Raw genomic sequence first — 19,436 nt, 5'->3', positions numbered from 1 at the left:
ATCCGAATTTGAATGCTCCGGCCGGGATCTCACCGGCCGGAGGCGTCGGGCGCGACCCCGTCGGGACCTTCCCGGGCTCACCCGGTGGAAGGCTCCGGGGAGCTCGTCCCGCCTGAACCGGAGTCGAAGTCGAAGTCTCCGGAGAACACCGCCGCCATCCGCAGATGACCGGCCGCCTCCGCGCTCCGACCCTGGCGCTCAAGCGTGCGGCCGAGCATCAGCCGCGCGTAGTGCTCCACCGGGTCGCGCTCCAGCACCGCCCGCAGCTCCGCCTCGGCCCTGCCGAGCCGTGCCGAGTGGTAGTAGGTCCGGGCCAGCAGCAGACGCGGCGACACCTGCTCCGGGACCTCCTCGACCAGCCCTTCCAGGATCCGGGCCGCGGTCATGTACTCCTTCGCCTCGAAGAACATCTGCGCACGGTTCCAGCGGTCGGCAGCCGTGCCGAACTCGTAGTAGGTGTCGCTCACTTGATCTCCTCCGTCATGGACCGTCCCCGGATCGCGCCCGGCTCCGTCCAGCCACTGACCCGGCTCCCGCCCGGTCACCCCGCAATGGCCGCAACACGGCATGGTGGTTGAATATTCCACTAAAGTGTCGGCGTGGGTACCGTCATCCCCGGCCCCGCACAGGAATAGGTTGAGCGCCATGAGCAATCTCGATCGCCAGGCCGCACTCTCCGTCTGCGGGGGACGTGGCTTCGTCGTCGCCGAGCCCGTACGCGAACTCCTCACCCCCCGCCGTGTCCGGCTGGGCGAGTCCACCGAGGTCCGCAGATTGCTGCCCAACCTGGGCCGCCGGATGGTCGGTGCCTGGGCCTTCGTCGATCATTACGGCCCCGACGACATCGCGGGCGAACCCGGGATGCAGGTGCCGCCCCACCCTCACATGGGTCTGCAGACGGTCAGCTGGCTGCACGACGGCGAGGTCCTGCACCGGGACAGCCTCGGCAGTCTCCGTACGATCCGTCCGCGCGAACTGGGCCTGATGACCTCCGGCCGGGCCATCAGCCACTCCGAGGAGAGCCCGAAGTCCCACGCGAGGTTTCTGCACGGCGCCCAGCTCTGGGTCGCGCTGCCCGAGGCCCACCGCCACGTCGAGCCCCACTTCCAGCACCACACCGACCTGCCGGCCGTCTCGGCCCCGGGTCTCACCGCCACCCTGATCCTGGGCGAGCTCGACGGCGCCACCTCGCCCGGCACCGCGTACACCCCGATCGTCGGCGCCGACATCGCCCTGACCGCCGGTGCCGAGGCCAGGCTGCCGCTCGACCCGGACTTCGAGTACGCGGTGCTCACCATGTCCGGTCAGGCCGAGGTCGACGGCGTGCCCGTGCTTCCCGGTTCGATGCTCTACCTCGGCTGCGGCCGTACCGAACTCCCCCTGCGCGGGGACACCGACGCGGGCCTCATGCTCCTCGGCGGCGAGCCGTTCGAGGAGGAGATCGTCATGTGGTGGAACTTCGTCGGACGGTCCCACGAGGAGATCGAGGAGGCGCGGAGGGGGTGGATGGGCGGATCCCGCTTCGGCGAGGTCCACGGCTACGACGGCGACCGGCTGCCGGCCCCCGAACTGCCGCCCGTGGCGCTGAAACCACGAGGGCGGGTGCGTTGACCGGTCGGTGACGCCGGGTTTTCAGAGGCCGAAGTCGCTGAGGCGGGACTCGTACCGGATGGTGAGGTCCTCGGCCTCGTCGACCGGGTCGTCCCGGAGGGCGTCCAGCTCGGAACGCACCGCGGCGGGCAGCGCTTCGTACCGTTCGGTCCAGGTCTCGGCATCCGGCACCCAGTAGCCGACGACCTTGAAGCGTTTCACGGGGAGCTTCAGGTCCTTGCGAAGGTAACGGCGCACGGAGCGAAGGGCGTTGGTCCGTCCGGCGACCCATACGTATCCGCCCGTCAGATCCGTCCCGGGCGGGATCGCGGCGCTCACGAGCTCGGCCGGGCGGCTGGTGCCGTTGCCTCGGGCCGAAGGCGCCGGCCGGCGCGAACCAGATGAACTGGCTCGCGGCGGTGAACCCGAGTACGGCGACGGCGAAGGTCACAGCGAGGCTCGCGCCCGCGTTGACGCCGAGAATGCCGGAATCGGCCAGGGGGTTACGGGTGAACGCCTTGATCAGCGCGCCGCTGAGGCCGAGGGCCGCGCCGACGACGAGGCCGATCACGGTGCGCGGCACCCGCAACTCGCGCACCATCGCATGCTCATCGGAGTCGTTGAAGTGGAACAGCGCGTCCCAGACCGTGCCGGGCGCGATGGAACGGGCGCCGACCATGACGCTGAGGACGGCCACGACGAGCAGCAGCGCGGCGGCGGTCAGAAGGATCAGCAAGCGGGACCGGTCGCGCCGGGCCGGGCCCGCGCCGAGGCGGGGGCCCGGCGCATCACGCTCTGCACCGGTGGCGGGGTCACCCGGGGGTGAGGGGTTTTCATGGTTGTCCTTGAGAATGGCGTCACCTGCGGAGCGGCGGCCGACGGTCAGGAGTCCGCGCCGGTGTTGCCCCTGCCCGCGACGGCGTCGGCGAGCATCGGTACGTAGCGTTCGATCGCCCAGGGAATGGAGAGCACGGAGGGGCCGCTGGTGGCCATGCCCATGGCCTCGTCCCGGACGAAGGCGTAGCGCTTGGCGGCGATCGGCTTCCAGCGCTTGAACAGCGCGTCCTTGAGGGAGTGTTCGACATCTCCGGGTGTATTGGCCCAGGCGACGAAGATGTCGGCCTCGACCTCGCCCGTCTGAAGGAGAACCGCGCGCCCGGAGAATTCCTGATCCACGACCTGATCGCACTGGCCGTGCGAGCACAGTACGGGGCGTAGGCGCGACGGAGCCGGTACCGCCGACCGTCTCCCGGGGCGGCGGTGACCTCGCACGGAACGGGTGCGAGGCCGGCGGTCCCTGCGCTCTCACGCCGTGGTCGGCGCCTGGGCCGGTGCCGCGGCGGGAGCGAGGTGCAGGTGCCCGGTGCGGCGCAGGCCGGTCAGGGCGGCGGCACAGGCGAGGCCGAGCACGGACAGCGCCGTCCACGGCAGCCAGGGGGCATGGGTACGGGCGGCCAGGTCGAACAGGGCTCCCACGGCGAGGTTCCCGAGGGCGACGGCGACGCCGGCCACGGTGCTGTAGGCGCCGTAGTAGGTGGCCACCAGACGCTGTCCCGAGAGACGGACCAGCGTGTCCATCTCGAACGGGTACAGCAGCGCGGCCCCCGCGGCCAACAGCGCCGCGCACGCCACCAGGCCCCCGAGCCCGAGTACGGCGGTCAGTCCGTGGCCGCGGTGGTGCGGGCCGGGCAGCAGGGGCAGGAACGCGGCGCCCATGACGGCCAGGCCGAGCGCGATGGCTTTCGGCGGGGCCAGGTGTTTCCTGGCCCAGTCGGTCAGCCGGAGCTGACCGGCGACCGCGACCGCGGCGGAGACGGCGAAGACCACACCCATCGCGGTGCCGCTGCCGTCGCCCAGCAGGGTGCGGGCCTGCAGGGGCAGGGCGAGGTAGGCCTGGAAGGCCAGCAGGTACGAGCCGGCCATCGCGGCCGAGAACAGGACGAAGGGCCGGTTGCGAAGAATCGTCCGCCAGTCCGTCGCGATGCCCCGCCACCCACTCGTACGCTCCGCGTCCGGTGCCGGACGCCGGGCCGGCAGGGCACGGGCCTGGACGACGGCCAGGACCCCGAACACGGTCGCGGACGCGGCGCACACCACCCGGAAGTCGAGGGTGAGCAGGGCGAGCCCGGCGAGCGGGCCGAGCAGGATGCCCGCCTGATAGAAGACGTTGAAGGCGGCGAACGCCTCCACCCGGCGCTCTCCGGCACCCTGGGCGAGGTAGGCGCGGACGGCGGGGTTGAACAGGGCGCCGGCGAATCCGGTCGCGGCGGAGGCGATGATCAGTGCGGGCACGGTGTCGGCGAGGGCCAGCAGCGCGAACGCTCCGGTCCGCAGAGCGCAGCCGGTCAGGATCATGGGCTTGTAGCCGATCCGGTCGGCGAGGGTCCCGCCGAGCCAGAACATGCCCTGCTGGGAGAAGTTGCGTACGCCCAGGACGAGACCGACCGCCCACGCGGCCAGGCCGAGGCCGTGGGCGAGGTGGTCGGCGAGATAGGGCATGAGCATGTAGAAGCCGAGGTTGATGCCGAACTGGTTGACCATCAGCAGCCGGAGGCCGGGCTCGAAGGAGCGCACCTGGGCGCGCAGCCGCCTCACCGGGCACCCGCAAGTACGGCAGGGACGACGGCCGGGCCGGTGATCGTTCGGCAACGCGTCCAGGACGTCACGGTGCGCTCGCCCGGTTCGGTGATCTCGTCGGGCTCGTCCGGCAGCGGCACCGGGGGGTCCAGGAGGTTGTGGCCCCGGCACCAGCCGTCGTTGTAGATGGTGTCGAGATAGCGATGGGGTCCGTCCGGAAAGATCGCGGCGATCCTTGTTCCGGCGGGGCAGGTGCGGGCGGCCCATCCGGCGACCATCGCCACCGCGCCGACGCTCCAGCCGCCCGAGGCGTAGTGGTGGCGGGCCAGCGACCGGCAGGAGTGGACCGCTTCGGCCGGGGCCACCCAGTGGACCTCGGTGAACGCCGGGTAGGCGACATTGCCCGGGTGGATGCTGGAACCCAGCCCGCGCATCAGCCGCGGTCCGGCCGGCTGCCCGAAGATCGTCGAACGGGTCGAGTCCACGCCGATCAGCGCCAGGTCGGGGAACGTCCGGCGCAGCGCGGCCGAGACCCCCGCGGAGTGGCCGCCGGTTCCGACGGAAGCGACCAGGACGTCGACGCGGCCCAGTTGCGCGATGAGTTCGGCGGCCAACGGGGCGTAGGCCGCCACGTTGTCGGGGTTGTTGTACTGGTCGGGGCACCACGCTCCGGGGGTTCCGGAAAGCAGTTCGGCCACCTTCTCGCGCCGGGCCTGCTGCCAGCCGCCCACCGGGTGCGCGGTGGTGACGGTCTCGACGCGGGCGCCGTACGCGACCAGCGCCCGGCGGATTCCCGGTTCGAGTCCGGGGTCGGAGACCACGGTGACCGGATGTCCGAACGCGATCCCGGCCAGGGCCAGGCCCAGTCCCAGGGTGCCGCTGGAGGATTCGATGACCGGTGCACCGTGGACCAGATCGCCGCGCTCCCGGGCGCGGGCCACCATGTGCAGGCCGGGGCGGTCCTTGATGCCGCCCGGGTTGGCGCCTTCGAGCTTGGCCCAGAAACCACGGCCGGCGTCGGCGAAGGGCTCACCGATCCACAGCACCGGCGTGCGGCCCACCAGATCGGAAGGTCCACGGGCAGACGTCGGGGCAGGGGCGTACGAGGGGATGTTCATGAAGATGTCACGGCTCCTCGCCCCGGGCCGGCAGCGGCCGTCGGGGCATCGGGGGATCAGGGAGCGGACACACAGCGGCCCGATCCGGTCCGGCACGGGCCGGACGGGTGTGAAGCGGGTGGGCGGCTGTGCGGGCCGGGTCAGGTCCGCGCCACGCACAGGGCCGTGAGCATGCACCGCCCGCCGAGGAGGCCGTGATCGGGTGCCCGAGCCGTCCCGTCGCCCGGCAGGGCGACGGCGGGCGCCCAGGGCCGGACCTCCACCGGGAGCGCCCAGCCCGGGGCGGGAGGGGGTGGGGCGTCGATGCGGATCCAGTCCGCCGTGTGATCCGTCTCGGGGCAGCACGGTGCCGGATCGGGAGACGACGCCGTGGCCGGACCGGGCGGTGTCGCCGCAGGAGCGGCGGCCGCGGCAACCGCGTTCGTCGGGCCGTGATGGGTGTCGAACGCCGTGCCATGGCTGTGTGCGCAGCCCAGCAGGTGGAAGACCAGCCAGAGCAGTAGGAGGAGCACGCCGCCGTCCCACATGCGGCGATACGCCGGGGAGGACGATGCCGCACCGATCATTGACTCAAAGTACCCAAATGAACACGGGAAGTCACACTGGCCGGTCGGCTCGCCGCAATGCGATTTCGGGACCCGGCGGCGTTCGGCGGGGCTGGACGACGATGCCGTCGTCAATCGCGCGTCAAGGGTCGGGTGTGCGGGGTCAAGGGGCCGCTAACGGAGATGTTCGGCCCGGTAGGAGCGGGCATAGCGTCACTGGTGTGCCCCGGCTTAGTCCGGGGTGATGTACCCGTCTCCATGAGGAGTGCCATGAACGACAACCAGTGTGCCGAGGACCCCGACCCCCTTCAACGGAACCGGACCGGAGGACTGTTCGTTCCGGTCCGGTCGGGGCCCGCGGGCCACTGCGTCCGCCTCTTCCGTACGCCTCTCGGTGCGCGTACCGCCGTCGCCTTCACCCACGAGCGGCAGCTGCTCCGCACCCTCGGCCAGCGACAGACCTGGATCCGGCTCTCCGAGCCGGCGGTACGCGCCCTCGTCGCGCCGTTGGGGGTCGTCGATCTTGTCGTCGACCCGCTGCTCGCTGTCCCGGGTCCCGGTGCCGCCTCCTGTGCGCGGCTCACCCGCCGCACGGCCCCCGCGCCACAGCGCGAGTGCCGGCCGGTCCGGAATCTGCGAGCGGTCGATGTGGTCCGCACGGCCGGAACACAGTCGTTGTCTCCTGCATCAACCTCTTGATCGGCTGGGGGAACACCATGACCACAACACTTCCCGGACCCTCGGCTCCGAGGCCCGTGCCGACCGTGCCGCACGCGGCCTCCGGGCAGCCGGGCAACGCGGCAGGCCTGTCCGTCTGGCCCGCTTCGGCGCGGCTCACCTCCCGCGACGACGTCGCGGTGGCAGGCGTCTCCCTCGTGGAGGCGGCCGAGCGGTTCGGCACCCCGGTCTATCTCCTGGACGAGAGCGAGGTGCGCGAACGCTGCCGCACCTATCTGCGGTCCTTCCCGGACACCGACGTCGTCTACGCGGCAAAGGCATTCCTCTGCCGTGCCCTCCTGCGCTGGGTGCAGGAGGAGGGCCTCGGCCTGGACGTCTGCTCCGCGGGCGAGCTGGAATTCGCCGTGACGACCGGCTTCCCGCCCGAGCGCATCGTGCTGCACGGCAACGCCAAGAGTCCGCACGACCTGGACGCCGCGCTGCGCCTGGGGGTCGGGCGGATCGTCATCGACAGCGCGTGGGAGATCGCCCGGCTCTCCGCGCTCGTCCCGGACGGCGCCCGCCAGAAGGTGCTGGTACGGGTGGTTCCGGGTGTGAGCGCGGGCAGTCACGCCGCGATCCGCACCGGCACGGACGACCAGAAGTTCGGGCTGTCGATCACCGACGGGAGCGCCCAGCACGCCGTCGCGCGGATCCTCGACCAGCCACGGCTGGAACTCGTCGGACTGCACTGCCACATCGGTTCGCAGATCACCACGGTCAAGCCCTACCTGACCGCGCTGCGACGGGTCGTCGGGCTGCTCGCCCAGATCCGCCACCAGCACGGAATCGTCCTGCCGGAGCTGGACCTCGGCGGCGGGCACGCGGTCGCCTACCGGCCGGGCGAGACCTCGCTCGACATACCGTCCCTCGGCGCCCGCATCCGCCGGGAACTGGCCACGAGCTGCACCGCGGCCGGCCTCCCCGTACCCCGGCTCACCATCGAGCCCGGCCGTGCGCTGGTCGGGCCCGCGGGCGTGGCCCTCTACCGGGTGCTCGCGGTGAAACGGACCGGCGACCGGATCTTCGTGGCCGTGGACGGCGGAATGAGCGACAACCCGAGGCCCGCCCTGTACGGCGTACGTTACGCACCCCGGCTCATCGGCCGGCGCTCGACGGCCGGGCCCTGCACGGCGACCGTCGTCGGCCGGCATTGCGAGGCGGGCGATGTCCTCGCCGCCGATGCGACCATGCCCGGCGACATCCGCCCCGGGGACCTGGTGGCCGTCCCGGTCGCGGGCGCCTACCACCTGTCCATGGCATCCAGTTACAACGCGGTCGGCCGCCCGCCGGTCGTCGCCGTCGCGGACGGCCGCGCGCGGCTGCTGGTCCGCCGCGAATCCCTCGCCGACATCAATGGCCGCGACATCGGTCTCTGAGCCGATGGCACGCGGGCCCTCCGAGCCGATGGCACCTGGGCCCGCGACGCCGCCCGTCCCCGTGCCGGCTGTCCTTTTCCCCCCGACGGCGAAGTCCTCGCGATGCCGTCCGGATCTCGCGGCAGGCCGCGGACCCGAACGCGCCGCGCCCCGTCAGCCGTGTTCCTTCGGGCCGGTCGTCGCCATGGCCGCCCCCGCCTGGTCGGCCAGGGTCACCGCCACCAGTCTCGCCTGCAACGAGGCGGGTTCCGCGCCGGGCGTCGGCGTGAGCATGAACCTGCCGTAGTAGTGGCCGTTGCCGGTCGCGCGCAGCTCGATCTCCTCCTGCGGCCAGCCCCTCCGTGCCATGTCCCACGTGCGCCGCCCGACGACCACGTCGCCGTCCTGTTCCAGCCGCGGCGGGTGCCCCAGGAGCGTTCCGTACTCGAACCGGCAGCCCTTCAGCCCGAGCAGCCGGGTCAGCTCGCCCCGGACATGGTCGACCACCGCGTCGGGGGAACTCGTGGACTGCGCCAGCTGAGCGGTGTCGTGGATCGTGGCCAGGTGACCCGCGTCGGTGATGGCGACCACCCGCAGCCGTCGGGCCCGCGCCGCCAGCTGCGAGACGACCAGGCCGACCACCAGGAGCAGTACGGCCGTCTGGATGTCGTCGCCTTTGTCGATGGTGAAACGCTCGTACGGCACGGTGAGGAAGAAGTCGAACCAGACGGCGGCCGAAAGCGCGGCGAGCGCGCCTGCCACCCGGTTTCCGATGGCGGCGACCGCCACGACGACCACGACGAGGATCAGTGCCGTGTTGGTGCTGGTGAGGTCCGTACGGAAGGGCACCAGCAGCCCGGCGACGGCGGGCGGGCAGACCAGGGCAGCGGCCACGGCCATGCTGTCCCGCAGGGGGAAACCGGACATGCCTGCCTCCTGAGGTCTGACTTCCACGATGCTCCTTCGCAGCCGGAAGCGGTAGCCGGGCCCCGGCTGGGGGCTGTCCCGTAGTCCCTGGCGGGCGTGCGACGCCAGGGATTACGGGACAGCCCCCAGGTGATCGAACGCGGCGGATGGACGGGGCCGGCTTCCAGCCCGTTGTGGCCGACCGGTTCAGCACCGGCCGGATGGTCTACGTGCCCGCGCCCCGCGGCGAAATGGCGATCGGCCGTGCCCTCTTCTACGTCGACGGCGACGGCGTACTGGAGCAGTCCTCCTCCTCGACAGCGCCGTCGGTGTTCATCGCCGCTTTCGAGCGGCGTTTCCGGAAGCGTCGCACCCCGGCGATCCTGGGTCCGGGCTCGGGGAGCATCGGCAGCTGAGGAGCGGAGTCCGTCAGGCACGTCGGGAAGGGCCCGGCCGCAAGGAGCAGACGTCGTGGCAGACCGGGGGACTCGACTCGGATGTTCCATCCTGTGCGGCGGGCGTGGCGGGTCAGGGCCGGGATGTCGTTCCATCCGCACTGACCCGCTCCTTGATCACTGGTTCTGCCCGGCCTGGCGAGCGCCGCCACGGCCGGAAGGCGCCGAAGCGACCGCGGGGCGCCCCGACGGGGATTCCGTCCGGGCGCCCCGCGTACGCGATGATCAGTGGCGCAGGTCGAGACGGTGCACGCCGCCGTCGATGGTGCCGACGTAGAGCGTGCGGCCGTCCGGACTCGCGGCCAGTTTGGTGGTGTCGGTGTTCTGCAGGCCGGTGGAGATGTTGTGCCAGCTCAGACCGCGGTCGGTGCTGCGCAGTACGCCGCGGCCGCCTTGCAGCAGGCCGCTGTCCCCGGAGCTGGTGGTGGCCGCGTACAACGTGTCCTTCACCCGGAGCAGGTCGGAGACATGGATCGCGAGAGCACCGGTGTCCGCGGTGCGGAAGGTCCGGCCGCCGTCGGTACTGACGCGGACGCTCTCGCCGCCGATGACGAGACGCCGGCCGTCGAGGTCGATCGCGGTCACCGGGCCGTCGGCGACCTTGCTGACGGTCACCCCGCCGTCGTCCGAACGGTAGAGACCGTCGGTGTTGCCGAGCCACAGGCGCAGCGGATTTGCCGGATCGCCCACGATGGTGCCGAAGGCGCGGTCGTGGTAGAGGTTCTTCCACGTCGCGCCACCGTCGCTGGTGGCGAACAGCCCCTCGCCCAGAAGGCTCCGGAAGCCGACCATCACCCGGTTCGGGTCGGCGGGGTGGACCAGCAGCGCCGTCGGCACCTCCGCCGAAGTGCCCCTCTTCTCCCAGGTGGCACCGCCGTCCCCGCTGCGCTCGACGGTGAACGCGCCGAACGCGGTGCGCCGGACCTTCCAGATCACCTTCGGATCCTTGGCCGACACGGCGAGTTGCGGGACGCCGACGCCCCTCCTGCCCTCGCCGCCCGACCGGCCCCACTCCGGGTTCGCGACGGGAAGGGCGGTCCGGAAGACCGCGCTGTCGGTGGCGGCGAGCAGATGGCCGTCGCTGACCGCGAGATCGTTGACGGTCAGTCCCTGGACGCCGATCCGCCGGTACCCGGTGCCGTCCGCGGCACCCCGGTAGAGACCGTCCTGCTCACTGGAGACGGTGACGGAACCGTCGGCCCAGCGGTCGTAGTCCACCGGGACCGCCGCGCGCGACGGCCCGGCGACCTCGGTCCACGTGTGCCCGTGGTCGCGGCTGAGACGGCCGCTGCCGGACAGCGTACTCAGGTACAGGTCGTCACCCGAGACGGTCAGGCGCAGGCCGCCCTCCGTCATGGGCAGCAAGGTGGTCCAGGTCTCCCCGCCGTCATGGGAACCGACGACGCCCCGGCCCGTGACGTACACCGCCACGACCGAGGAGTCGGCGGCCGCCCCGCCGACGGTCCCGTCGGACGAGGTGAACAGCAGGCGGGCGTCGCCGGGGTCGCCCGAGCCGATGCCGGAGCGGGCCCAGACGCCGTGATACGTCGTCATGTAGAGGGTGTCACCGGTGATGACGGCGGCGGTGATGGCGCCGGTGACACCGGTCGGATACGTCGTCCAGTGGTCGCCCGCGTCCGTGCTGACCAGCAGGGCGTCCGAGGTGACCGCGACCAGGGTGCGGGTCCGTTCATCGGCGGCGAGCGCCGCGATGCGGGTGTCCGGGACATCGAGTGTGCGCCAGGTACGGCCGTTGTCATCGGTGCGCAGGACGGCGCCCCGGCGACTGCCGTCGTGGACGCTGTTCACCGCGTACCACCAGCGGTCGGGATTCCTCGCGTCCACCACGAGCGGACCCGTGCCGTCCGCGACCGGCAGCCGGCCCAACTGGCGCCAGGAGGCGCCGTTGTCGGTGGTCAGCCAGGGAGCCGCCTTCTGGTACTGGGTGAGGACGGCCTGCTTCGGCCGGCTCGACGAGAGGGCGACGGCACCGGCCTCGCTGTTGGGGCCGACCGGCTGCCAGCGGTCCCCGCGGCTGTCGACCGGGGTGACCTCGAAGGCGCCGGTGCCGGTGAGCCGCTGTCCGGTGCCTGCGGTGCCGCGTACCGAGACCCGGTAGGCACCAGCCACGTCGCCGGTCACCTCGGCCCGGTAGTAGCCGTTGGCCGGATCGAGGGTGGAGAGGTACTGGACGGCCTTGCCGTGCGGCGGGGTGACGGTGACGACCGGCGGTGCGGCCAGCCGGGTCGGCGCGGCGATGTGCACGGTCGAGTGGCCGTCGCTCGGGTCGGGCGCGGCCTGCACGGCCAGGTGCCGGACGGCGAGCAGATAGGGCACCCCGATCGCCGGTCCCCGGTCGGGAGTCGCCGTGAGACGACCGCTGATCGCGGTGTCGGCAGCGGGCCGGGCGACGCGCAGCGAGACTGTGACGGTCGCGCTCCTCCCGGGCGGTACGGTGACCCGCTTCGGCGAGACGGTGGCCGGACCGTCGGTCCGCAGCGAGGCCGTGACCGGGCGCTTGCCGGAGTTCCGCAGCGTCACCTTCGCGGTGCCGCCGACGTGACGCCGGGACAGATCGGCGAGCCCGAACGACACCGAGGCCGGTGAGGCGCTGACCGTGGCGGAGGCGGCCGCGGCCACATCGAGTCTGCCCGAGCCCTGCGTCGTGGGCCCGGTGCCGCTCAGCGGCTTCGCGGTGCCGATCAGTTCGGCCTTGATCTCGGCGGGCGTCCGGCCGGGGTGCAGCTGGCGCAGCAGGGCCGCGGCACCGGCGACGTGCGGGGCCGCCATCGACGTGCCCGACATGCGGTACTGGCCGGGCCCGTACAGCGACTTGGGCACGGTGGAGCGGATCTCCACGCCCGGTGCGACCAGATCGGGCTTCAGACCGAAGTCCTGGGAGGGACCGCGTGAGGAGAACGAGGCGATCCGGTCGGTGGTGTCGGTGCCGCGCAGCGTCACCGACACCTTCCCGGCGGCGAGCCGGGCGCTCAACTCCGTGTACTGGGTCGAGTCGATGCCCATGACCACCAGGCGGTCCATGCGCAGCGAGTCGCCGGAGGCGTCGATCCGCGCGGGCGAAGCCGGCGCCTGGGCGACTCCCGGCTCGGGGTTCACCTCCGGCGGCCGGACCTCTCCCGGTGCTCCGGCGACGAACACCGGGCCGTCGTTGGAGGGCAGCCCGGCCAGCACGGCTATCGCGCCACGCTTCTCCGCCTCCTGCGCCCACTCCACGGCGCTCGCCGTCAGGTACCGGGCGTCGGCGGCGACGAGCAGCTGCGCCCGCACGATCTTTCCGCGTACGTCGCCGACCCGTTTCCAGTCCTCGGCGGTGCCCTCGCCGACATCGACGAGCGGCGCCGTGACGGGCCGCTCCGGCGGGTTCGCGGACAGGATCCCGCGGTAACTCTGGATCAACTCGGGCTTCCGGCCCGCCAGATAGGCGCTGGGCAGCCGCAGATTGCTCGTCGACGCGCCGACCGAGACCACACCGTCGGCCGTGCCGGGGCTGTTGACCGTCCCCGCTCCCGGTCCGTCGTTGCCGGCCGCGGCCACCACGACCACACCGGCTCGTACGGCCGCGGTCGCGGCGCGGCCCAGCGGGTCGGTTCCGTCGCCGGGGCCGCCGAGGCTCATGTTGATGACATCGGCGCGGTGCGGGTTGGCCGGATCGGAGGCCGCCTCGATCCCGGCGATGATGTCCGAGGTGTAGCCGGCGCCGTCGGCGTCCATCACCTTGTAGGCCAGCAGATCCGCGCCGGGGGCCACGCCGGTGACGCCGCCCTTCCCGGCGGCCCTGCCCGCGACGATGCCGGCGACGTGGGTGCCGTGGCCGTTGTCGTCCATCGGGTCCTCGTCGCCGTTGACGAAGTCGTGCCCGCCGACGACCTTGTGGCCCTTGCCGAGTCCGCCACCCAGGTCGGGGTGGGTGTAGTCCACCCCGCTGTCCAGGATCGCGACGGTGGTCCCCCTGCCGGTGACGCGCCTTCCGGCGGGGTCCTTGCGCTGCCAGACGCCGGGTGCGCCGATCAGCGGGACGCTCGCGTCCGTCTTCGTCAGCACCCGGGTGTCGGGGCGGACCGCGGTGACGCCCGGCAGCGAGGACAGCCGCCCCACCTCGGACGCGGGCACCGTCATCGCCACGGCATCGATGAGCAGGCCCAGTTTGCGGGTCGCCGAGGGGTGCAGCCCGGCGTGCCTCGCCGAGCCGAGGAAGGTCTCCTGCCGGGCGTCGAGCGCGCGGCGGGCGGCGCCGACGCCGCGGGCGGCCTCGGCGGACAGCAGCGATCCACCGGGCGCGGCGGTGACCGCGGGGTTCCCGGACAGTTCGACGAGCACTCGTTGCGACGGGTCGGGGGCGGACGCGCCGGCGGCGGCCGGTGTCGCCGCCAACGTGCCGGCGAGAACAACGGCGGCGAGAGCGGCATGACGCGATCTTCGTGACTTCATTGCCATGCGTAAAGGTCCTAGTGGTGAGGACACTTGCCGCACAACTGATCTTCGTGGCCCATTGCTGCCGCTGGCACGACTGGGCCACGATCCGTCCATGACTCCCGAGACGTCGCAACTCACCGCGGCAGGCATCGATCCGTTCGACGAGAGCGTCTACCGCGCTGTCCTGACCCGGCGGACGGCGGCGCCCGCCGAACTCACCGCGGACCTCGGCTGCTCGGCCGAGCGCGTAGCCAGGGCCCTGGACCGGCTCCGCGACCACGGGCTGGTCGGCCGGCTCGCGGGCGCCCGCCGCCGGTACGCCGCGATCGAGCCGGGGGCGGCCGTCGAGGCCCTGGTGCGGGCCAGGAGCAATGAGCTGGAGAGGGTCCGTTCGGCGGCCGGCGAACTGTCCCGGCTGTTCGCCGCCGCGCGCACCGGCGCGACCGACGAGGACGAGGTGGAGATCACCACCGGCAGCGAGGCACTCGGCCGCTGGTTCGTCCGCCTTCAACAGGAGGCCCACGAGGACGTGATGACCCTGGACCGGCCGCCGTACGCCCTGACCACCTCCAACCCGGTGGAGGCGACGGCGCTCGGCCGCGGCGTACGGTACCGCGCGGTCTACGCCCCCGAGGCCCTGGAATGGCCGGGCGTCCTCGACGACATCCGCGAGCTGGTCCGGCACGGCGAACAGGCCCGTGTCCTGCCCGGACTCGGCATCAAACTCGCCATCGCCGACCGCAGGCTCGCCCTGATGCCGCTCTCCCTCGACCTCGACGACGTCCGTGCCGCGGTGATCCGCCCGTCCACCCTGCTGGACGCCCTCACCGGCTACTGGGAGATGTGCTGGAAGCAGGCCGTGCCCCTCAACGCCCCCGCGGAGGACCCCCTCGGCGAGGAGGACCGACTCGTTCTCACCCTCCTGGTCAGCGGCCTCAAGGACGAGGCGATAGCCCGTCAGCTCGGCTGGTCCGTCCGCACCATGCGCCGTCGCATCAGCCGCCTGCACGACCTCCTCGGCGCCGCCAATCGCTTCCAGGCCGGTGTGATCGCGGCCCGCCGCGGCTGGCTGTGAACCCTCGTGCCGGGCGTGGTGCGGGCGGATGTGGTTTCGGTGCGCCCTTTGTGCCTGCACAATGCGGTGTGTGATTGATGAAGATCCGTACCTGTGGCTGGAAGACATCGAGGGCGGGGCCGCGCTCGAATGGGTGGCCGAGCGGAACGCCGAGACGGCGGCGGCACTGGCCGCCGACGCCGCATTCGCCTCCCTGAAGGAGAGCCTCAGGGAGGTGCTGGACGCGTCGGACCGTATCCCCTACACCGTTCGTCGCGGAGCGTTCCTCTACAACTTCTGGCGGGACGCCGGGCACGCGCGTGGTGTGTGGCGGCGCACGACGCTGGAGCAGTACCGCAAGGATTCTCCTGAGTGGGAGGTCCTTCTCGACGTCGACGCGCTCGCCGCGGCGGAGGACGAGAGGTGGGTGTGGGCGGGGGCGCGGGTGCGCCGGCCCGATCACGACCGGGCGCTGGTGTGTCTGTCGCGCGACGGTGGTGATGCCGTCGTGGTCCGTGAGTACGACCTCGCCACCCGGGCCTTCGTCGACGACGGGTTCCAGGTGGCGGAGGCGAAGACGCGGATCGGGTGGACCGACACCGACACCGTCTTCATCGGAACGGACTTCGGGCCGGGCTCACTGACGGAGGCCGGCTATCCGCGCACGGTCCGCAAGTGGCGGCGCGGCACGCCGCTGGAGGAAGCCACTCAGGTCTTCGAGGCCGGGACGGGAGATGTGGCGGCCTGGGCCTGGCACGACACCACACCCGGCTTCGAGCGGGACTTCGTCGCCCGGTGGCTGGACTTCTTCCGCAGCGAGATGTTCCTGCTGACCCCGGACGACACGCTCGTCAGGATCGACGTTCCCGAAGACGCCAGTGCCTACGCCCATCGCCGGCATCTGATCGTCACCCTGAAGTCCGACTGGCTCGGACAGCCGGCGGGCTCCCTGCTGGCGTTCGACTTCGACGCCTTCCTCGCGGGCGACCGCACGGCAAAGGTGCTGTTCACCCCGGACGAGCGGACGGCTCTGTCCGGGCACCACTGGACCCGTCACCATCTGATCCTGGAGACGATGCACGACGTCAGCACCCGCATCGAGGTCCTCGCTCCCACTCCGGAAGGCGGATGGGCACGCAGCCCGCTCGCGGACGTCCCGGCGCTGTCCGCCGTCACGGTCGTGGACACGGACCCGGACGTCTCCGACGAGTACTTCCTGGACGTGTCGGGGTTCCTGCAGCCGTCCACCCTCCACCACGGGCGGATCGGCGCCGACTCGGAGATCCTCAAGCAGGCTCCGGCCCGCTTCGACACGACCGGTCTGGCGGTCGAGCAGTACTTCGCGACCTCCCCGGACGGAACGCGGGTGCCGTACTTCGTGATCGGCCCCGCCCATTCCGCCGACGGCCCCGGCCCCGCCCTGCTCTACGGCTACGGCGGCTTCGAGGTCTCCCTCACCCCCTCCTACGACGCCGTGACGGGCCGGGCGTGGCTGGAGCGCGGCGGCACCTACGTGATCGCGAACATCCGGGGCGGCGGTGAGTACGGACCGGACTGGCACCAGGCCGCGCTCGGCGCGGACCGGCCGCGAGCCTACGAGGACTTCGCGGCCGTCGCCGAGGACCTCGTGGCGCGGGGCGTCACCACCCCGGCCATGCTGGGCGCCACGGGGGGAAGCAACGGCGGCCTGCTCATGGGCGCGATGATCAGCCGCTACCCGCACCTGTTCGGCGCGATCGTCGTGCAGGTACCGCTGCTGGACATGCTCCGCTTCCACAAGCTCCTCGCAGGCGCGTCCTGGACGGCCGAATACGGCAACCCGGACACCGAGGCCGATCGCCCCCACCTCCATGCAATCTCCCCCTACCACCAGTTCACCGCGGACCGGGTCTACCCGCCGGTTCTGCTGACCACCTCCACCCGTGACGACCGCGTCCACCCCGGCCATGCCCGCAAGGCGGCCGCACGGCTGCGCGAGCTCGGTCACCCGGTCCTCTTCCACGAGAACACCGGCGGTGGCCACGCGGGCGCCAGCGACAACGAACAGTCCGCCCACAACGAGGCCCTGGTGCACACCTTCCTGTGGCAGCACCTCGCACCACCGGTGCGGCCGGCCTCGGGCTGACCGGACAGGACGCGTCCTCCAGCCGATCTGCCGGACAACGCCGCTCCCTCAGATCAGGACGACCGGGTTGCTGAGCGCCGCCATGCGCCCGTCGGGATGGCGCACCTCGACACGGACGAAGGCCGACTCGGCCGTGCCGATGCACCATTCCACGGCGCCCGTTCCCGACCCGGGCAACGACGCGTGGTGTGCCCTTCCCCGCTCGGTGTGAAAGCTGACCGTGCCCGAGGGCACACCGCGTACGTCCACCCTCACTTCGGCCGGTGCGTCACCCGTCCTCAGCCGCTCACCGACTCCGGCGCTGCGGTCACCGGCCGAGACCGTGAACGACAGGTCCACAGCGGCCGATTCGGCGATCCAGCTCCGGCCGGTCCGGATTCCGGCGAGGATCGCTTCGGTGCCCAATTCCTCGGCCAGCACGACGGTGTGCGGGATCCCGATCTGGTCCGCCAGATGTGTGTCGCTGTTGCCCATCGCCGGACGCCATCGTCCCTGGTGGATGTCCGCGGCCAGGCCGCGCCCCCACTCGGCCAGGGCTGCCTCGTTGTCGGCATTCCACGGCACGTCCGAGCTCCACTGCCCGTTCCACACCTCGACCGCGTCGAAGCCCTGGTACGGGTACATGAACGTGCCCGAGGCGTACGGTGCGTGTGGATGGGCCGCCACGCACAGCCCACCGGCTCGATGGACCTCGTCCAGATGGCGGCCGACCCGATCGTCCCGCAGACCGTACTGCCAGTCGACCACCTGTCCGGGGCCGATACCCAGCGCGAGCCAGTGCCCGGTCCGGGTAGTGACCTCTTCGCCGAGGATCACCAGGAGATCGTCGCCGACGTGCCGGTTCCAGGCACCGTGCGCCCCGGAGGTGTTGTGTTCGGTGGTCGCCAGGAAATCCAGGCCCGCCGCACGGGCACCGGCCGCGAGTTGCTCCGGCGTCAGGCTCCCGTCCGAGTGCACCGAATGCACGTGACAGTCACCTCGGTACCAACCGCGACCCCGGCCCGCCACGCGCGTGGGCGGAAACTCCGACTCCGGCATGTGTTCCCCCTACTGGTTCGAAGCGTGCTAGCCACTCCCAGCTCCCAGCCTGCCACCCCGGCCTCGGGATCAGGCCGGTCACCGGAGATTTTCGTATCCCATTCGTTGCGGTGCATGGGCCCATGTCGCCCGCATCGGGGCTGGGACAGGAACCTGCGTTGCCGCAGCGCGTCCATTTGGCATACAGGAAAGTCATGCCTGGTCCCACAATGCTCCACAGCCTCCCGCTCCGGCGCCCCAAGCGCTGGTGGGCGCTGTGCGTTCTTGGCCTGGCCCAGCTGATGATCCTGCTGGACGGCACGATCGTGAACGTGGCCCTGCCGTCCTCGCAGACCGAACTGGACATGAGTGACGGCGACCGCCCCTGGGTGGTCACCGCCTACACGGTCGCCTCCGCCGCGGCCGGCGTGGCGCCCACCGCACAGGCCCTCTTCGCGGCCCGCGCCGTCCAGGGCGCCTTCGCCGCCCTGCTGGCCGCCTCTGCGCTCGCACTTGTCGCGACCGCCTTCACCGACCCCGTCGAGCGACGCCGCGCCATTGCCGTCTTCGGCGCACTCGGCGGAGCCGGGGCATCCCTGGCGAATGCGTAATTCCCGAGGCTGTGTACATCGTTGGCCCAGAGGGTGAAGACGTTGTAGGCGCCCCAGCAGCGCCCTTCCTTCTTCGTCGGGGCGAGATCGTACGTGTACAGACCAGAACTGGCAGCGCCGTTGGTGTCCACGGTCGATCGGTCATCCACGGCAGCCATAGGGAGCTCCGGGGAGTGGCGAAAGGGGGAACGCTCTGGAATTTCCGCAGAATGGAAGTGAACTTCCATTGATCGGAACGTGGTTTTCGCCAACTCCACCGTCAAGGGTTTGGAACTACCCACTTCGGGGTGTTGTGGTTCTGCACGTGTGGGATGTGTTTCTGCATGTGGGGGAGCGGTGGAAGCGCTCCGCGCGGTTACGCCGAGGTCGGTGCGCCGGGGACGCGGCGGCTTCCGCCGTTGTGCTCCTGCCACAGCCGGTACACATCCACGGCGGCGTCGCGCGGCTCGTGGCGCATGGGCAGTCGCCGTTGGGTGTAGTCCTTGGTGAACTCGCCGTAGAACGTGTCGAGTTCGAAGTACTTGCGGTCGTCCACGTAGTGCGGCTCGTAGGCGTCGCGGGTGGTGAGGAAGACGACCTCGTCGGGGGAGCAGTAGTACAGCGACCCCAGGCACATCGGGCAGGGGTGGGCGAGCACGTAGATGGTCGCGCCGACCAGGTGCTCCGTGCCGAGCCTCCGGCAGGCCTCCCGGATGGCGAGGATCTCGGCATGGGCGGTGGGATCGTTGGTCTGGGCCACCCTGTTGGGGCTCTCGGCGAGGATCTCGCCGTCCTTGACGATGACGGTGGCGAAGGGGCGTCCACCCTCTTCCACGTTCTTGCGGGCGATGTCGATGGTGCGCTGGGCGAAGTCCATGGGGGTCCTCCGGTGCGGGGGGCGGTGGGTGTGGGGCGGGCGGTGGCCCGCGGCGGGCCGGACGCGGCCGTAC

The 19,436-nt window shown here is 71.7% G+C and carries 16 protein-coding genes and 3 pseudogenes; 7 read left to right on the top strand and 12 right to left on the bottom strand.

Translation table 11 applies throughout. From position 1 onward, the window contains the following. Positions 1 to 77: 77 nt before the first annotated feature. The gene (locus ACFV8T_RS22575) at positions 78 to 467 is read right to left on the bottom strand and encodes a M48 family metallopeptidase (protein WP_266430303.1); all 390 of its coding nucleotides are present in this window, start codon (positions 465 to 467) and stop codon (positions 78 to 80) included. A 178-nt stretch (positions 468 to 645) separates the two neighbouring features. Between ACFV8T_RS22575 and ACFV8T_RS22570 the strand changes: the two genes are divergently transcribed. Further along, positions 646 to 1,611 (top strand): pirin family protein, encoded by a 966-nt coding sequence (locus tag ACFV8T_RS22570; protein WP_385330154.1) that lies wholly within the window; start codon positions 646 to 648, stop codon positions 1,609 to 1,611. Positions 1,612 to 1,632: 21 nt separating this feature from the next. Here the strand turns inward: ACFV8T_RS22570 and ACFV8T_RS22565 are convergent. The 6 genes and pseudogenes from ACFV8T_RS22565 to ACFV8T_RS22540 form a co-directional block, all read right to left on the bottom strand. Next, positions 1,633 to 1,959 (bottom strand): annotated as a pseudogene (locus tag ACFV8T_RS22565) (SIP domain-containing protein); the annotation flags it as partial. Between the two features lie 67 nt (positions 1,960 to 2,026). Beyond that, positions 2,027 to 2,269 (bottom strand): annotated as a pseudogene (locus ACFV8T_RS22560) (iron chelate uptake ABC transporter family permease subunit); the annotation flags it as partial. Positions 2,270 to 2,472: 203 nt separating this feature from the next. Continuing rightward, positions 2,473 to 2,766 (bottom strand): hypothetical protein, encoded by a 294-nt coding sequence (locus ACFV8T_RS22555; RefSeq protein ID WP_385330152.1) that lies wholly within the window; start codon positions 2,764 to 2,766, stop codon positions 2,473 to 2,475. 129 nt (positions 2,767 to 2,895) lie between these two features. Continuing rightward, positions 2,896 to 4,185: an MFS transporter gene (locus tag ACFV8T_RS22550; RefSeq protein WP_385330149.1), complete on the bottom strand. Its 1,290-nt coding sequence runs from the start codon at positions 4,183 to 4,185 to the stop codon at positions 2,896 to 2,898. Further along, positions 4,182 to 5,285: a PLP-dependent cysteine synthase family protein gene (locus ACFV8T_RS22545; RefSeq protein ID WP_385330146.1), complete on the bottom strand. Its 1,104-nt coding sequence runs from the start codon at positions 5,283 to 5,285 to the stop codon at positions 4,182 to 4,184. Before ACFV8T_RS22545 ends, ACFV8T_RS22550 begins: the two co-directional genes overlap by 4 nt. A gap of 140 nt (positions 5,286 to 5,425) precedes the next feature. Further along, on the bottom strand, positions 5,426 to 5,851 hold the full coding sequence (locus ACFV8T_RS22540) for a hypothetical protein (RefSeq protein ID WP_385330143.1): 426 nt from the start codon (positions 5,849 to 5,851) through the stop codon (positions 5,426 to 5,428). A 249-nt stretch (positions 5,852 to 6,100) separates the two neighbouring features. Here ACFV8T_RS22540 and ACFV8T_RS22535 point away from each other — a divergent pair, with 249 nt between their 5' ends. Beyond that, positions 6,101 to 6,529, top strand: a complete 429-nt coding sequence (locus ACFV8T_RS22535; RefSeq protein ID WP_385330140.1) for an SAV_915 family protein — start codon at positions 6,101 to 6,103, stop codon at positions 6,527 to 6,529. 17 nt (positions 6,530 to 6,546) lie between these two features. Further along, entirely contained in the window at positions 6,547 to 7,926 is a 1,380-nt protein-coding gene (gene lysA, locus ACFV8T_RS22530) for a diaminopimelate decarboxylase (RefSeq protein WP_385330137.1), read from the top strand. Between the two features lie 153 nt (positions 7,927 to 8,079). Here lysA and ACFV8T_RS22525 read toward each other — a convergent pair whose 3' ends face one another. Next, positions 8,080 to 8,832, bottom strand: a complete 753-nt coding sequence (locus ACFV8T_RS22525) for a DUF4118 domain-containing protein (RefSeq protein WP_385330135.1) — start codon at positions 8,830 to 8,832, stop codon at positions 8,080 to 8,082. A 146-nt stretch (positions 8,833 to 8,978) separates the two neighbouring features. Here ACFV8T_RS22525 and ACFV8T_RS22520 point away from each other — a divergent pair, with 146 nt between their 5' ends. Beyond that, complete coding sequence (locus ACFV8T_RS22520; RefSeq protein WP_385330132.1) at positions 8,979 to 9,227, top strand: hypothetical protein; 249 nt, start codon at positions 8,979 to 8,981, stop codon at positions 9,225 to 9,227. A 264-nt stretch (positions 9,228 to 9,491) separates the two neighbouring features. Here ACFV8T_RS22520 and ACFV8T_RS22515 read toward each other — a convergent pair whose 3' ends face one another. Next, positions 9,492 to 13,721 carry a S8 family serine peptidase gene (locus tag ACFV8T_RS22515; RefSeq protein ID WP_385330130.1) on the bottom strand — a complete coding sequence of 1,410 codons (4,230 nt, stop codon included), beginning with the start codon at positions 13,719 to 13,721 and terminating at the stop codon, positions 9,492 to 9,494. Positions 13,722 to 13,812: 91 nt separating this feature from the next. On the opposite strand from ACFV8T_RS22515, the gene ACFV8T_RS22510 reads away from it, so the two are divergent. Together ACFV8T_RS22510 and ACFV8T_RS22505 are read left to right on the top strand one after the other, a co-directional pair. Continuing rightward, complete coding sequence (locus ACFV8T_RS22510) at positions 13,813 to 14,775, top strand: helix-turn-helix domain-containing protein (RefSeq protein ID WP_385330127.1); 963 nt, start codon at positions 13,813 to 13,815, stop codon at positions 14,773 to 14,775. Between the two features lie 61 nt (positions 14,776 to 14,836). Next, a complete protein-coding gene (locus ACFV8T_RS22505; RefSeq protein WP_385330125.1) occupies positions 14,837 to 16,879 on the top strand; it encodes a prolyl oligopeptidase family protein in 2,043 nt (680 codons plus the stop codon). A 48-nt stretch (positions 16,880 to 16,927) separates the two neighbouring features. Here ACFV8T_RS22505 and ACFV8T_RS22500 read toward each other — a convergent pair whose 3' ends face one another. After that, positions 16,928 to 17,917, bottom strand: coding sequence for a CehA/McbA family metallohydrolase (locus ACFV8T_RS22500; protein ID WP_385330123.1), 990 nt, complete (start codon positions 17,915 to 17,917; stop codon positions 16,928 to 16,930). Between the two features lie 194 nt (positions 17,918 to 18,111). Here ACFV8T_RS22500 and ACFV8T_RS22495 point away from each other — a divergent pair, with 194 nt between their 5' ends. Further along, complete coding sequence (locus tag ACFV8T_RS22495; protein ID WP_385330478.1) at positions 18,112 to 18,507, top strand: hypothetical protein; 396 nt, start codon at positions 18,112 to 18,114, stop codon at positions 18,505 to 18,507. Here the strand turns inward: ACFV8T_RS22495 and ACFV8T_RS22490 are convergent. Both ACFV8T_RS22490 and ACFV8T_RS22485 read right to left on the bottom strand, forming a co-directional pair. After that, a pseudogene (locus ACFV8T_RS22490) lies at positions 18,495 to 18,665 on the bottom strand (NCS1 family nucleobase:cation symporter-1); the annotation flags it as partial. The gene ACFV8T_RS22495 and the pseudogene ACFV8T_RS22490 overlap by 13 nt on opposite strands. Positions 18,666 to 18,862: 197 nt before the next feature. Beyond that, the gene (locus ACFV8T_RS22485) at positions 18,863 to 19,363 is read right to left on the bottom strand and encodes a nucleoside deaminase (RefSeq protein WP_385330468.1); all 501 of its coding nucleotides are present in this window, start codon (positions 19,361 to 19,363) and stop codon (positions 18,863 to 18,865) included. Positions 19,364 to 19,436: the final 73 nt, after the last annotated feature.

Origin of the sequence: Streptomyces sp. NPDC059832 (assembly GCF_042731715.1) — a bacterium.
GTDB lineage: Bacteria > Actinomycetota > Actinomycetes > Streptomycetales > Streptomycetaceae > Streptomyces.
The sequence above is the reverse complement of the archived record's forward strand: the minus strand, read 5'-3'. Positions and strand labels throughout refer to the sequence as shown.

Bases quoted from the DNA above. Each gene is read 5' to 3' on its own strand.
- ACFV8T_RS22545 (WP_385330146.1), bottom strand. From the start codon at position 5,285: ATGAACATCCCCTCGTACGCCCCTGCCCCGACGTCTGCCCGTGGACCT.
- ACFV8T_RS22505 (WP_385330125.1), top strand. From the start codon at position 14,837: ATGCGGTGTGTGATTGATGAAGATCCGTACCTGTGGCTGGAAGACATC.
- ACFV8T_RS22510 (WP_385330127.1), top strand. From the start codon at position 13,813: ATGACTCCCGAGACGTCGCAACTCACCGCGGCAGGCATCGATCCGTTC.
- ACFV8T_RS22520 (WP_385330132.1), top strand. From the start codon at position 8,979: ATGGACGGGGCCGGCTTCCAGCCCGTTGTGGCCGACCGGTTCAGCACC.
- ACFV8T_RS22525 (WP_385330135.1), bottom strand. From the start codon at position 8,832: ATGTCCGGTTTCCCCCTGCGGGACAGCATGGCCGTGGCCGCTGCCCTG.
- ACFV8T_RS22540 (WP_385330143.1), bottom strand. From the start codon at position 5,851: ATGATCGGTGCGGCATCGTCCTCCCCGGCGTATCGCCGCATGTGGGAC.
- ACFV8T_RS22500 (WP_385330123.1), bottom strand. From the start codon at position 17,917: ATGCCGGAGTCGGAGTTTCCGCCCACGCGCGTGGCGGGCCGGGGTCGC.
- ACFV8T_RS22495 (WP_385330478.1), top strand. From the start codon at position 18,112: ATGCCTGGTCCCACAATGCTCCACAGCCTCCCGCTCCGGCGCCCCAAG.
- ACFV8T_RS22570 (WP_385330154.1), top strand. From the start codon at position 646: ATGAGCAATCTCGATCGCCAGGCCGCACTCTCCGTCTGCGGGGGACGT.
- lysA (WP_385330137.1), top strand. From the start codon at position 6,547: ATGACCACAACACTTCCCGGACCCTCGGCTCCGAGGCCCGTGCCGACC.
- ACFV8T_RS22515 (WP_385330130.1), bottom strand. From the start codon at position 13,721: ATGGCAATGAAGTCACGAAGATCGCGTCATGCCGCTCTCGCCGCCGTT.
- ACFV8T_RS22485 (WP_385330468.1), bottom strand. From the start codon at position 19,363: ATGGACTTCGCCCAGCGCACCATCGACATCGCCCGCAAGAACGTGGAA.
- ACFV8T_RS22535 (WP_385330140.1), top strand. From the start codon at position 6,101: ATGAACGACAACCAGTGTGCCGAGGACCCCGACCCCCTTCAACGGAAC.